This window comes from Pirellulales bacterium (assembly GCA_035656635.1).
Lineage (GTDB): Bacteria > Planctomycetota > Planctomycetia > Pirellulales > JADZDJ01 > DATJYL01.
The window spans coordinates 22,769-37,721 of record DASRSD010000071.1 but is presented as its reverse complement, the minus strand read 5'-3'; the positions used below and the strand labels follow the sequence as shown (position 1 = coordinate 37,721).

The following is a 14,953-nucleotide window of genomic DNA, read 5'->3' as shown; positions in this document are numbered from 1 at the left end:
TGCCCCCACGGACAAGCCTGAGTCGCGCCGAATGGACATCCAATTCGGCCTTGATAAAAACGAAAGATGACTTACAAACTGGCCAAATCGCCTGCGGCGGTTCTGAGCAATTGGTGCATAATCTCGCAAATCTGGTCGAGTCTGACTTTGCACCAAGCAAGTGGGTTGTACTGCGGCCCAGCCAGTTCTATGAGAGGGTTGGGGTTCGATGTGCCGTGAGCGTGAGACCTCAATTTCTACAATTACATCGTAATTCAAATGGCTCAAGCGAGGACGAGGCTGCCCCAACCTCGTCCTCTGCCTTGAGCGATTAGCTAATCGCGAATCTATTTATCATTCGCGGCGCTTGGCGGCGCACTCTTCCCAACTTTTTCGTTATGGTTCCGGAGCACCACCGACGTTAACTCTTGCGATACGTCAGCTTTCGCCGCAGCAGGAGTCGGCGACTTGCCTTCGTCATTCGCAGAAACTCCTTTCGCACGAACTAAATAAGTGATTCGTCCTTCATGGCTGAGCGTGAATAGGTATGAATGTTCAGTCGACTGCACATTTTTAAGTTCTTGCAAGCTTGACGTACCGGTGGTTGGCGATTTCATTTCGATGCCCATCACTAAGGAACAGGTATGATCCAAGTGTTTGTCATCGACGGATACAAAATCGAAAAGGCGCATATAGATGGGCTCATCGTCCTTCATAAAGTACACCGCTTGTGACTTGGCGATTTTTACATGAGGGTCGAGTCCTTCCGGTCCGCCAGTAAGCGCAACCTTGGATTTAATTGGCTTGATTACGTTATTCAGAGTAAACCCCCCAGCGAGAACTTCACAGCCACTGGTGTCAGGACAATCGCATGGCTCCGGATAAACCGGCCATGCTTCAAGAAATGCATCGGGTACGTCATCGCAACTGGTTGGATATGCATTGCAATAGGTCAACCATCCGTCGTCGGTGTCATACAAAGCAAAAAGCGGGCATATGATTTGATAGGTGGTTTGAGCAGCTGCACTACGTATTCCCACCAATATCAGCAGAGCGGAAAGCACCGCCAGGATTCGCAGACGTTGCATAATAGAACTCCTAATTTTGCGGTTTCGGACGTGGTAAACGCCTCCAACCAATGAGTCGTAAATGCAGCTCCCGAACCGCCAATTAAAACTAAAAATATTTGTCTAATTTCATAAACACTGCTGCAGAATAGAGTTAAAGAGCGAATATGCTGAAGGCAATTCGCTAGCGAATAGTCGGAGGGCCTAGCAAACAATTCAGCACGGATTCGGAGATCTAAAATCCGGTGCCATGTGGCGCCCATTCAATGCCAAGAATGGCGTTTAGAAGGACGTTTGCCCGCCATCGTCACGGGTTGCTAAGCGACGCAGGGTAAGTGGATCAATGGTCTCTTTGATGAAATGCACAGAGCCATCTAACATCAGACCGTACACGCCGCCGGGATGCGGTGATGTTAATGGATTATTTGGTCCACGAGGATTACCTGCGACACCCTTTTGGCCATACATGCTATTAGGTTGGTATCTAATTGTCGTAATATTCCATGACGATGGCGGGGGCGTCATCATCGGGCCTGTGGCACTCACATAGTTTGGAGGTGTTCCAACGGCATTAGTGCCGCTTAACCAACCAAGCGGGTAGCCACCGTCCACGTTTTGTTCGTTTCCGGATTTGTCGGTTGCGAAATCCGATTCTTCCGCGACGCTCAAGGTATTTGAAGTGCCATCGTTGACCTGGCATATCCTGATGGCCTGGTTTGGAACGAGTGTGCCGCCGGCCGAAATTTGTCCGTCCATTGCTGGCGAGCAGCAGGTTGATACCCTTGGCTCTGACAATCCACCTTCGTTCGTCGAGCCCGCGATACCGACATAGGAAGGTAAACAGATCTGGTATGGAAACGGGAGCGTGACCGGAGAAAAAGTTGGAATCTGAGAAGATGGGCAACGCATCGCCGCGATGTTGACGCCGTTGCTCGCTTGACCATTTGTTGATCCAACCGAAGGAAGGCCGGCATTCGGGCTTTGCAAATTAAGCTTCTGATAAATTACGCTTTCTTCTAGATCCGGAAGCAGGTCATACCACCAACATGTACCCCAACCCGCCGTATATCGTGCACCAATAGGCAGCCGTTTGTGTGCGGATTCAAAATTGAGTAAGGCCACGCCGATCTGCCTCAAATTGTTTTGACAACTTGATCGCCTTGCGGCCTCACGAGCAGATTGTACTGCTGGTAGTAGAAGCGCGATCAAAACGCCAATGATGGCAATCACCACCAGCAATTCCACCAGTGAGAATGCTGAACGAGTATTTCGATGTTTGAAATACAGCATTTTCATGCCGGCACTATCGCTTGTTAGCAACTATTGACAGCTGACAAGATGCCTAAAGCTACCATCTCGATGGAGATTTGAGAACATACCGCGGTAAATGGTGCAGCTGCATTAACGCACTCAATTGGGGCTCGCATCCGAGCCTGGAATGTATAGGTGGGACATGGGCATATTATTTGAGCACGTTTAACCGCCGGTCGGGGAGTTCCCGTTTCTCGCAGGAAGACGTTTTTGTTGCTCAGAAAAAATTTCTGTAAAAACGGCAAAATAGTTGGCGGACTCGCGGCGCGGTTTGCGACTAGCTGGTAGAGCAGGGAGAGGCCGCGCCCGCTTAGTGCGAAGCGCGGGCGCGTTTTAAAACTCACGTGATTCGTTACGTACGCCCCAGCTTCGACGTTTAGGAGGTGTCCCACCTGCCATAATAAAGCGCGCCAAAATGGCGTTAGCCGAACTGATACTCGGTGGCCTGCGACAGGGCTGTCCGGCAATTGACTCACTCGAATACTGCGAATGATCAACTTGCTTTAGTCTGGAAACGGACACAACGTTAATTCTTTGGCAGTCCATCGCGGCATTAGTTTGAGAACTGTATTTCGCGATCTCGATGTTCTTCGTCACACTGCGATGAAACTTTCACGCACCGTTGGCTACGCACTGCAGGCCACGCTACAATTGGCCGAAGCCAAATCTGGCACGCCTATTCCCTGCAGCCAATTAGCCGCGCAAGGTAAGATGCCGGAGCGATTTCTGCTACAAATTCTGCGGAATTTGGTGACACATGGCATCTTACATTCGACGCGCGGCGTGGATGGCGGCTACACCCTGAAGCGGAAGCCGGAGGAGATTTCGCTGCTTGATTTGATTGAAGCCATCGACGGTCCGGTTTTTGCGCACGCGCCTCTGGCGGAAGCGCTGCCGCCGGAGTCGGTCGAGCGACTAACCGCCGCACTGCAACAGGTGACGGCGCGAGCGCGCCAGCAATTGGGGAACATCAAAATATCGTCCCTTGTGCCACAGAGAACTTGAGAATCGGCAAGCGACGAGCGAGATGTTTTGAAATTATTTGTAGCTCATCCCTCAATTCTCGTCCCGTCCCCTAGCGAAACCGCTTCGATCCGACCGAATGAACCAAATTCGGCTCTGCAGCTTGAGGAAAACCGCTGGAGCGTATCCTCTGGAAAGACCGAGTGTCGGTTGTCGGCACTGATCGACGTATATTTTGTGGTCAGTAAACTTTCTGCCCACGTCTCTAAACCCGTGCCATCTATCAAAATGCCGACAACTCTTCGCGAATTAGCATCATGACACAGCCAGCGCTTGGTTATCTAATTGCCTAGACCGGCAGTAGCGAGCCGCAGGATATGCCGCCAGCGCCTCGTCGATTCTCTGTTTGGCAGCTGTGACCGCACGCTATGGCTAAATTTTCGTCGCTTTTACGTCACAAGTGATGGAGGGGACCCCGTCCGCACCACCGTGACATCGGGGTGGGGCTTTCGCATGAGTTCGTGCCTTGGAGGATTAAATAATGACGCAGAAGAAATTATCGCCGCAGTTGCCCTTTGCTTATTGGGTCAGGCATCGTATCGCAATGTCCCAAGAGAGCCCACGTGGCAAACGACCCGCTTACTGCCGCCCAAAGGAATTTTGCCGAAGTGTTGGGGCGACTGCTCGCGCTCCAATGGGACCAGGAGCATAGGAGCACTCCCCGAAATAATGATCAGACTCAGGAGAATGAGTTGGTTGACCGTCGACTCAACTGCAGTTGTCGATTTAGTACACTTGTGACTCATTCGTTGCAGCGCGTCCTCGCATACCACTGCTACCACTTTGCATTGTGGCTACCACTTGATACTGCTAGAAAATGCGATAGAGTGCGATGGTTCGCCAAGCCATTCCAATGGTTTTAAAGTATTAGAAGGTATCAGCTTCAAGACCTGTTCGCGGAGCGGTAATTCCCGGCTACGGAACCGAGGTTACTGGTTCGAATCCAGTGGGGTGTACTTTGGCATTTTGCACGGCATTGCACAATACCCCATCGCTTTGCAGAATTTCGTTATCACCCAAGGGGTTTGCATCGCTGTTCGATTCGTTGCGTTCACAAGCGTAATTGAATTTCGGGTCGAGCTTGATGGCACTGTTGTAATCTTCGATTGCGCTGTCAAAATCTCCGTTCGAGCTCTTGGGCGTTGCCGTGGCCGGTGTAGCATAACAAATAGCGTTGCACGGGCTGCCGACACGTTCGTCCATGGAATCTGAACTCACCTGGTTCGATTAAATTCAGTTCTAATGTTCCGAGTCGCCTGGATTTTCTGGAATGCCCGGGTCATCGAGAATCTGCACGGCCGTGGCGGGCCCCAGAGTGGCCCAATCTTCCAGCACCCACACCACTTTTTTGTCGGGGGTGACTTCAATTAATTGCGGGCCTTTGCCGCCTGTGCCGCGGGAGCAAACGATAGTGTTGCCATTGGCTAAACGCGTGCAAGTTTGTGTGTTCGGGTAACGATATTCTTCCGGCAAATCGTCAGGCTTAAGTTGCCAGACAATTTTTTTATCGGGCGTGACTTCAAGGTGTGATTTTCCCGCTTCGTTGGTGATGAGCGTGTTGCCGTTTTTCAATCGGATGGCAGCCCAGGGAGAGAATTTTTCGCCGGCAGGTAAAGAATCGGCATCTGGGAAGCTCCAAATTTCTTTGAAATCCTTGTCGTACTCCACCACTTTGTGCAAGTTCAGGAATGGAACCAGGTACGTGCCCTGGGCGGTGTAACGAACGCGGCGAAATTGTGGATGCACGGTTTTAGGATCGGGCGGCTCGATCGCCGGCAAATCGTGTTCGATTTCGATCGCGCTTTTGTTGATATTCATCACCATCAATTTGGGCGGCAAGCCATTGCGGATGAACAGCACCTTATCGAGCCCGATGGGCTGGCAGCAGTGAATTTCGGTCCTTGGCGGGGCGTCATAGCGCCAGACCACATTTTTCTTTGGCGTGATTTCCGCAACATACGCCATGCGGCTGAAGAGAATATTGCCGTTGGAAAGCATCCACACGTCGTCGTATTCGTTTCCCTTGCCTGTGGAATAAGTCCAAACGATTTTGCCATTGTTCACCAGGAACATTTTGTTGTAGCCCTCGCCGATGTAAAGCATTGGATGTTCTGCCAAACCTTTGCCTGGCAGTCCGGTCGGAATCGGCTGGTCCGATTTCCGCGCGGCGACCTCCGCCTCAGCCGGACCAAGCGCCGGCACATCGGGAGCAGTAAAACGATCGAGGACTGCCATCAACGGTGCAGCCGGCGCAGCTTGGGAGGCCGAAGTGCCTGCGCCGCGAATGGCGCTGCCGACAATGAATAATGCGCCCGCCGCAACGATGACCGAAAAAGTGGACATTGAGCGGTGCATTGTCGTTCTCCGGAGTGGAATTTAGTGGTTTTGGCGATTGGTCTTTCGCCGCCGGTAAATAGAAAATCGTAATGCAAAACCGCTTTCCTGTCTGCTATTGTCCAAAATTGGTCGTCGCCTAATTTGGCCGCTCAGCGATGTAGCGACGGCTGTCCTCAGCCGTTTTTGTTCGAGAAAACCGCCGGCGTCTAGGGACAGACGCCGCTACATTTCTTCAAATTAGGCGACGACCCCAAAGTTTGGACGTTGGCGAACGCCGCCTCCTAATTCCAATGGTGGAGGCAATTACGTAGCCTATACTCCGCCTGTTTTGGTCGTCGCGTCGTCGCCTAATTCGAAAAATGCAATGCCGGCCGGGCACTGAACGCAGGTTGATTGCCAGCCATTGCCGTCTTTCTTGCGAAAAACGGCGGTGCTACCGCCCTACCAAGAATGCCTTGCATTCGCTATACTGCTTGCAGTTGCTTTGACGACGCAATTAGTGGCATTCGGCTTCTTAGCCCGCTGCCCGTTCTTCGCCTCTGCTACTTGGCGGGCCGCCATTCTGCCCTTTTTTCGACCTAAATGGCATTCGTGTCGTTGGGTTAACTACTGTCAATGAGGAGCGTCGTCGTGGGTAAACGTTTGTATGTCGGTAATTTGAGCTACAATGTCACCAACGAAAGTCTGGAAGAATTGTTTGCTCAGTTTGGAGCGGTTCAAAGCGCACAGGTGGTCATGGACCGCGACACTGGACGCAGCAAGGGTTTTGGCTTCGTCGAAATGAGCGACGATAATGCCGCACAAGAAGCAATTCGTGGCCTAAACGATCAACCGCACGATGGTCGTCCACTTACGGTGAACGAAGCCCGGCCGCGCGAAGAACGTAGCGGCGGCGGCGGACGGGGTGGTTATGGCGGCGGCGGTGGTGGTGGTGGCCGGGGCGGCTACGGTCGCCGTTAAGCGATCATCACCTTAAGAAAGATTGCAACGCTTGGCTCGGGCCAGAGGGTACGCGTGCGCGCTGTTTCGTTTACTTCGACAATCGGAGATACAACAACATGGCTCAAAAGCATCGCTTTAGTCGTAACCGGAACAAGCCGCAATCTTCCCGACCCAGGATGGCCCCTCAGAACAATCCCACGCCGAGGATCATGTATGAACCCAAGCCTCCGACCCAATACGGCAAGCCATTCGTTTTGTTGGAAGACAGCGACTTAAACACCTTTGAATATGCCGCCGGCGCGTGGCTTCCGTATGGGTTGAGCATCGCGCAGTGTCGCAAGGAAAACTGCTCGGTCAAAGAGTTGCCGCAAAAGGTGAACGGGCGAAGTCGCTATGAAGTTCGCTGTCCGTTAGCGGTAGGCGAATAGTCCGTTCGATCGCCCCCCCGTTTTCTTGTCGACTTAGACATTTGCAGCAACGCACTTCACAACGATTGGCAACAGTCTGTTGCCGCTGGCGGCGCCACCTCGCACGCCACCATTTTGGCTCTCGGGCGTTCTGCCTGCTGCGCACTCTACGTGGCCGCCCATAACGGAGCTGCCCATAACGGTCCTGCGATCCCCCCGAGCCCGCCTTCCCCTGGAGGCGCCGTCTGAAATCTTGCGGCACGAAGCTCGCGATTTGGGATCGGAGGGTCGGAACGCAGGCAAATATTTCTAATTTCTGTGGAAATTCCTTCGTAAAGACTTTTCAGTTTGTACGACTACTTACGGAGCGATTTTCTGCACTCGCCAGTTCAAGGGTGAAACGGCATCCTAAGGCATTGCTGTATTAGGGGATAAGGTTCGTTGCGTATGCCTGAGTGAGATTTGCAAATCTCAGGCTGCGCTGGGTGGGGGTCTGAGTGCCGCTGGTCGCTTGCTGCCGATTGATGCGGCAGCGTTTGAGAATGCCGTGCGCCGTTCATGAAGTCCGGCCAACATGCGCGAATCAAGTTCAAAACAGGTTACTTCCAACGAATCTTTTACCGTTACGGGGAGGCACTCGAAAACATCTTCGAACACTGTGGGGGGATTTTCGAGCAAATTGCAGCGATCGAAATGCTGCTAATGCCCATACCGAGGAAGCACAGATATTCATCGTTGCTCAATCATGCGGAAAGGGAGCCGAATCATGCGTCGATCCTTTGTGACTGTAACTACCATTTGTCTCTCGATTGTGGTGATTTTCGCCGTGGTAACGCCGGCATCTATTCAGGCCGCCACGGATACCTGGGTTGGCAACGGCGGCGACAATAATTTCAAAACATCGCAAAATTGGCTTTCCGGCGCTGCGCCTACGCCGGGCGATATTCTTTTGTTCCAAGGCAATGCTCGCCCGAACCCGAACAACAATTTCGCCGCAAATACCCTCTTTGATGGAATAATTTTTGACGCCACGGCCACTGCCAACTTCACCGTGAACGGCAACGCCATTGATTTGAACGGATTTATTACCGATAGCTCGCAATCTTACACCGACACGGTGGCGTTGAATCTCCTCTTATTGTCGACGCCGACAATTTCGTTAACCAACAATACCCAACTAATGTTGAGCGGCAATATTTCCGGCAGTGGCGACGGCTTGAACGTGGTGTTTAATCAGACTGGCAGCGAAACGGGAGCCGGCGTGTTAACGCTGTCCGGAACGAATTCGTTTACAGGCCCGGTCAACGTCGGCAATGGCGCCACGCTGGCCATCACTTCCGACGGCAACCTGGGGAACGATACCGGAGCGGGATCGCTCGTCCTGAATGGCGGCTCAATTCTTTCCACCAGCGGCGCGAATTTCAGCATTAACTCCAGCCGGGGCATCGCGATTTTGAATGCCGGCGGCGCTACCCCGCCAGCAGCTACGTTTAATGTTGCCAGTGGCCAAACGGTGACTTATGCAGGCGTGATTTCCGATAACGGCTCCAACGCCGGCCTCACCAAAACCAGCTTTGGGACGATTGTTCTGGGCGGGCTAAACACCTACACGGGCGCTACCGATGTGGCTAATGGCCAAATGACGCTTGATTTTACCGGCTTGGCGGCAAACTCCAACAACATTGTCAACAGCAATTCGACATTAACGCTAGGTGGAGCGAATGCAGGTTTTGCGCAGAGTAGTTACGACGAGCTATTGGTCACGGGAAAAACGACCGGAAGCAATTCGCAGTCGTTCAATAACACGAACGTGACGGTTGGCCCTGGCATCATTGCGGTCAACAACAATGGCGGTTCTGGAACGGTACTCAACCTTGGCGCCCTGACACATACGGCAGGAGGTGTTGCCGCTTTCGTGCTGCCCAGCGGAACGCAATCGGCCACCAACGGTATCAGAACCAGCAGCAGCAACGTGAACGGAATCATCGGAGGTTGGGCGACGATCAGTCCAACGACTTCGCCGGGCGTGGGAACGGTGGCGCAGAATGTGACTGAGGGGACCAATTTTGCAACCGTCAGTGGCGGCAACATCGTAGCTTATGCAGGGTACACGGATTTCGGCGGCGCGGTGATCGGTACCGACACTGGCGGAACCATTCCCAACGCAAATATCCACGGCGCCACAATTACTGGCGGTCCAGGCGGCGCCTTGGGCCCGACCACAAATCTCAAAATTAACGCCAATACCAACGGCAACGTGAACGTCGATGCGGAACACGCCAACAGCACCACGTATTTAAACAGTATTTCTTTTAACAGTACCGGGATTGCTGCCGCGACGATCTATCAACTGTCGATCGGCACCGGCAACACGCTAGTGCTAGGGCAAACCGGCGCAATCTTTAAGCAAGATACTGTCAGCAGTTCTTGGTTTATTGGTGGGTTGGCAAATGGCACCAATCAAACCGGCAATGGACAATCGCAAGACGCCGGTTCGATCACCGCCGGCGGGCCGGTCGCCGGCATCCCAGGTGAAATTGACCTGATCATTGATAACACCAGCGAAACCAGTGGCTCGCTAATTCTGGAATCCAAAATTGTAGATAACAACGCTGGCGGCTCGGTTTCCGGTGGCGCGGTTACTCTCGTGAAATCAGGTCCAGGCGCCGCAAAAATCGACGGCCACAGCAGTTATTCGGGAGGAACGTACATCCTTGATGGGCGTCTTCAGCTCTCCGGTACTGAGCCGGGCGGAACGAATGTAACCGGCGCCAATCCCAACGGCTTCGGCACGGGCCCGGTCTTTATCTTTCCCGGCGCGTATGCCTACCTGTTTGGTGCTGCCTTCTCGAGCAGCACCATTAATCCTGTCTCCAACACTTTTTTTATTGCCGGCGATGGCGATTCACAGGAAGCATTGGGCGCCATTCGATTTCCAAGTAACCGCGTCAATTTGACTGGCCCGGCAACCGGAGCAACTGCGGGAATGGCAATTATTCTTACCGGGAACGCGCGCATTGGCGGCAGTAGCAGCGCGGGTGGCAACGGAACTGCACTAGCCAACGCAAACGTGATTAGTGGACAGATTACCGACAACGGGGCCGGTTACGGTATCGACTTCGGCTCGGGCAATACCGGCATCGATACCAACCTCACCATTAGCAACACAAACAACAATTATCACGGAAATACAACAATTGTTAGCCCAGGCTCGGGCACCAATACCATGGTCCACCTGGGCGCCAGTAATGTTATTCCCGACGGTCCTGGATTCGGGAATCTGATTTTTGGCGCCAACAATGCGACAACACTCGATGTCTCGCCGATCACGTTAGACCTGAACGGAAATAGCGATACGGTGAATGGTTTGTCGTCTGGCGCCGGGGTTACTGGAACGATCATCATTGAAAACCTATTGGCATCAACCACGCCGACATTGACCGTCGGCAATAACGACCAATCTGCTTCCTTTGCCGGCGCAATTAACGACGGTGGTGGAACCACTGCGATTACGAAAATCGGCAAAGGTATTCAAACATTATCCGGATCGAACAACTATAGCGGTCCGACAAACATCAACGGTGGCACACTGGCTGTAACAGGTACACTAAACAGCAGTGGTGTTGTGAACGTGAACACCTCGGCAACGAGTGCTGGAACCTTAGCTGGTACAGGCACGGTGGGCGCGGTAACTTTGTTCACGAACACTGGCTCGAATAAGGCTGTCATCAATCCAGGCGCATCAGGAGCCGCTACCATTGGCACTTTGACGGTCAGCAGCCTGACCGTCAATTCAGGCGCCGCGTTGCAGTTCGACTTTAGCGGAGCTTCCAGCGACGTTCTTACCGTTCAAGGCGCGGTGGCTTTCAACGGAGCTTCCACAATTACTCCGGCGGGTGCCGCCAATGTCGGCACATACACCGTGCTAACATCCAGCAGCCCGATTACGGGCACTGTACCTACTCTGGTGAATGCTGGTGATACCCGAACAACGTTTTCCTACGACTCCAGTTCCTACAGCTTAACCAACACCAGCGCCACGAGCATCGTGATCGACTTGACCGGCCCTCCAGCGAACTTGACCTGGACCGGAGCAGCCGACGGCACCACTTGGGATTTGCACAACACCGCAAATTGGACGAGTACCGCATCTTCAAACCCGAATTTGTATTTCAACAACGATAATGTAACTTTTGCTGATGTCGCCAGCACTCCTAGCGTATCGGTCTCCTTGGGAAGCTCGCTGGCTCCGCAATCCGTTGTATTTACCAATACCACGGGCAATGGGAACTCCAGCGATTTTACCATCTCTGGCGGCGGATCGATTGTGGGCACTGCCAGTTTAACGAAAAGCGGCACGGGCACCGTGACCATCGCCACCAGCAACACGTACTCCGGTGGAACGTTCTTGCAAGCAGGCTTATTGAATGTCAACAACAATACTGCTTTGGGCACCGGCACTTTGACGATCAGCGGCGGCACGCTGGGCAATACCAGCGGTCAGTTGGTCTCTCTCACCAACAACCCAACGCAAACTTGGACGGCCGATATTACCTTCAACGGTCCCAACGATTTGAACCTGGGCACCGGCGCCGTTTCGTCGACGACCACCGGCAGCGTTCGGACTTTTAACATCATTGCCGGCACTTTAACCATCGGCGGCCCAATTACCGAGAACACTGCCAGTGTCGGCATCACCAAAAACGGCAACGGAACATTGGTCCTCGCCGCAAACAGCACATTCGCCGGACCGGTGGCCATCAATTCCGGCACGGTCCAAGTTGGGAATCCCGCCACGACGGGGCTCACTAGTTTCAATGCCTTGGGCACGCCCACATCGATTACGATTGCCGCCGGCGGTGCGCTAGATATTGGCGGATACGTGCAGGCCAATGTGACCAATGGCTTTGGTGCCACGCCGGTCACAATCGCCGGCACTGGCGTGAATAGCACCGGCGCATTGACCAACTCCAGTACGGTTTCGCAGCAGAACGCTTATGAAAACGTCACTTTGTCCAACAATGCCAGTGTCGGCGGTACCGGCCGCTTTGACATTCGCGGTGGAACACCAACCTTAAATCTCGCGGGATTTACGCTGACGAAAACCGGCACTAATCAGTTTTCCATCACCAACGCCACGGTGAGTGCAGGGAATATCGCCATCAATCAGGGAATTTTGGAGCTCAATGGTTCCACGGTAGTCGCCAACGATGGAAGCGATAACATCACGGTGAATTCCGGCGCTACGCTGCAGTTTTTTGGCAACACCGGCAACATCGCCCGGCCAATTCAAGCGAGCGACAGCGCAATCATCAACGACAATTCCGGCGCAGGGACCACTTCCACGGTGGCCAGCACGATCGCCTTGCAAGGTGGCCTGACGTTGAGCGATGCAAATGCAACAGCGACGCTGAATTTGAACGGGGCCATTACTCAAAGCGTTTCCGGTAGCTCCATTACCAAAACCGGCCCGGGGTTAATTGTGTTGGGCAATGCGTCCAATAATTATTCCGGCGGCACGCACTTTAACGGCGGCACATTGCAATTTGCCGCATTGGCCAGCCTGGGCACCGGGCCGTTAACCTTTGATGGGGGTGCCGTACAGTATCCCACGGGAGATATCGCGGACGACGTTTCCTCGCTGGGAATCACCTTGAACGCGGGGGGCGGCACGGTCGACAGCAACGGAAACACCATTACGCTGGCTCACAACATTACCGGCGTGGGCGGGCTCAGCGTTCGCGGGAACGCCACTATTACGCTCACGGGAACAAACAACTATCAGGGAACAACGACCGTCCAGAATGGCACGCTCGTATTAGGCTCTGCAGGAGCCTTTCCCACGAGTACCCCCCTGGCTTTTGGAGATGCGGCCAACGAATCTGGCACGTTAGATCTGGCCGGAAAAAGCATCACGGTAACCGGCTTAACCACCGCGGGCACAAGCTCAGGCACGATTGGCAGTAGCAGCAACACCCTGAGCGTTACCTTAACCTATGCTGCGCCCAACAACAATCCTAATGTTTTTAACGGCAGCATCCAGGACAGCGTCAACGGTGGCTTCGGTCAAACGACAGCCCTGACGGTTAGTAGCGGGACGCTGGTTTTAACATCGAGCAGCAGCTACAGCGGTGCGACGCTCGTTAAGCCCAGCGCCACCCTGCAACTGGGCAATGGCGCGAGTGCAAATAGCGCAGGTCTAGGCAACACGACCATTACTGACAACGGTTCGCTCGTCTTCAGTTCGGGTTTCTTGGGTATAAATGGCGTGATTTTTGGCACTGGAACGGTTACGCAAACGGGTGCTGGAACGCAAACCACGTTGGCCAACTCGAATATGTATCAGGGGGGAACCATCCTCCAAGGTGGAATTCTTGGAATCAATTCTGACGCCGCAATTAATAACGGCGTTGGCGGTATTCAATTCAATGGCGGCACTTTGCAATTTAATGGCTATGCCAGCAATTTGTCGTTCACGAGCAGTAACACCACCGGTAACGTGAATTTGGGCTCGTCGGGCACGTCCACGTTGAATGGCAACATCAACACCACGGGCAACTTCACTTACGCTGGGCCTTCGACACTGACCTTGGCGGGCACGGTACACTACACCGGCGCCACCAACATTCAAAATGGCACGCTAATTTTGGGCGCTGCCGCTAGCTTGCCGACAAACACCGCCTTGACGATGGGCGACACAAACAATGACTCACCCACATTAGATCTTAACGGCCATAGCATTACGGTGAGCAGTTTGACCAACGTCGGATCGGATTCGCCCGCGATTATTAATAACGGCACATCAAATTCCACGGTTATTTACGCCGGTTCAACAGCTAGCCCCAGCACGTTTAACGGGTCGCTGCAAAGCGGCGGCACCAACACGCTGGCGCTGCAAGTGAATAGCGGAAATTTAACTTTATCCGGCAGTAGCACATACACCGGCGCCACCACCATCAATTCGGGCGCGAAGCTAACCTTGGCTGCAGGCAATGCGATCACAAATACCTCCAGCCTAGTGCTAAATGGCGGTACGCTGGCCCTGGGCGGCAATAGCCAAACTATGACGAATACCACCCTGCGTGTGTTGTCCAATTCCACGCTTGATGTGGATCCCAGTAAAACCGGCACGCAGCTTACCTTGGCCGATAGTCATACTCAAAGCTGGTCGGGTGTATTGAGAATCAGCGATTGGACCGGTAATCCCGGCAGTGGCGGGGGCAGCGGTACCGATCAAATTCTCATTGCCAACGACGGCGCCACACTGACCGGCCTTACCAGCCAGCTGAATCAAATTCACTTTACAGGTTACTTAACCGGCGCCATTCTCGTTGCGAATGGTAGCAACAGTGAAATTGTGCCGGCCACGACCACCACGCTGTTGCGTGGAGATCTCAACCAGGATGGCCACGTCGATGCAGCCGATATTCCGGTTTTGGAAGGTGCCCTCACCAATTTGGCCGCGTACGAAGCAAGTAAACCAAGCTTGGACTCCTTCGATCTTGCGGACGTCATGGATATTAATGGCGACGGCAAGACCACCAACATTGATGTTCAGGCACTCATTAATCTTCTGATTTCCGGGGGAGGCAGCCAAAGCGTGGTTCCAGAGCCCGCCAGCATTACCTTGCTCGGCTTGTGTGGGCTGTGCAGCCTAGCGTGCGTCAGGCGTTCGAAGATGCAAAAGCCACAGCGAAACCAGATCAATCAGACAATTAAGATTTGCTGAATCGTCTAGGAATTTGTTACTTAGCCGAAATCGAGCCCGAGCCGGGTATCTTCCCCCCCGCCTGGCCGGGCTCGGCGGCTTCCTGCCGGGTGCCACCCGCCTGCATATTCGGCAGCTTGAGTTCGGGCTATTCCGCACGGATTCACTTGCAGTTTCAC

Annotated in this window: 9 protein-coding genes; 4 read left to right on the top strand and 5 right to left on the bottom strand. The window is 53.5% G+C overall.

Translation table 11 applies throughout. The features are described 5' to 3' along the window. Positions 1-326: 326 nt before the first annotated feature. Positions 327-1,067: a hypothetical protein gene (locus VFE46_06395; protein HZZ27621.1), complete on the bottom strand. Its 741-nt coding sequence runs from the start codon at positions 1,065-1,067 to the stop codon at positions 327-329. Between the two features lie 261 nt (positions 1,068-1,328). Further along, complete coding sequence (locus tag VFE46_06390) at positions 1,329-2,342, bottom strand: DUF1559 domain-containing protein (protein HZZ27620.1); 1,014 nt, start codon at positions 2,340-2,342, stop codon at positions 1,329-1,331. A gap of 618 nt (positions 2,343-2,960) precedes the next feature. Between VFE46_06390 and VFE46_06385 the strand changes: the two genes are divergently transcribed. Then, on the top strand, positions 2,961-3,362 hold the full coding sequence (locus tag VFE46_06385) for an Rrf2 family transcriptional regulator (GenBank protein HZZ27619.1): 402 nt from the start codon (positions 2,961-2,963) through the stop codon (positions 3,360-3,362). Positions 3,363-3,907: 545 nt separating this feature from the next. Here VFE46_06385 and VFE46_06380 read toward each other — a convergent pair. From VFE46_06380 to VFE46_06370, 3 genes are all read right to left on the bottom strand, one after another. Continuing rightward, positions 3,908-4,030, bottom strand: a complete 123-nt coding sequence (locus VFE46_06380) for a hypothetical protein (protein ID HZZ27618.1) — start codon at positions 4,028-4,030, stop codon at positions 3,908-3,910. A gap of 265 nt (positions 4,031-4,295) precedes the next feature. Further along, entirely contained in the window at positions 4,296-4,583 is a 288-nt protein-coding gene (locus VFE46_06375) for a tetratricopeptide repeat protein (GenBank protein ID HZZ27617.1), read from the bottom strand. A 36-nt stretch (positions 4,584-4,619) separates the two neighbouring features. Next, complete coding sequence (locus tag VFE46_06370) at positions 4,620-5,735, bottom strand: hypothetical protein (GenBank protein HZZ27616.1); 1,116 nt, start codon at positions 5,733-5,735, stop codon at positions 4,620-4,622. A gap of 612 nt (positions 5,736-6,347) precedes the next feature. Between VFE46_06370 and VFE46_06365 the strand changes: the two genes are divergently transcribed. The 3 genes from VFE46_06365 to VFE46_06355 all read left to right on the top strand — a co-directional run bounded on the left by VFE46_06365 (position 6,348) and on the right by VFE46_06355 (position 14,795). Further along, positions 6,348-6,677: an RNA-binding protein gene (locus VFE46_06365; protein HZZ27615.1), complete on the top strand. Its 330-nt coding sequence runs from the start codon at positions 6,348-6,350 to the stop codon at positions 6,675-6,677. A gap of 191 nt (positions 6,678-6,868) precedes the next feature. Beyond that, positions 6,869-7,087 carry a hypothetical protein gene (locus VFE46_06360; GenBank protein HZZ27614.1) on the top strand — a complete coding sequence of 73 codons (219 nt, stop codon included), beginning with the start codon at positions 6,869-6,871 and terminating at the stop codon, positions 7,085-7,087. Between the two features lie 745 nt (positions 7,088-7,832). After that, positions 7,833-14,795 (top strand): autotransporter-associated beta strand repeat-containing protein, encoded by a 6,963-nt coding sequence (locus tag VFE46_06355; GenBank protein ID HZZ27613.1) that lies wholly within the window; start codon positions 7,833-7,835, stop codon positions 14,793-14,795. Positions 14,796-14,953 lie beyond the last annotated feature (158 nt).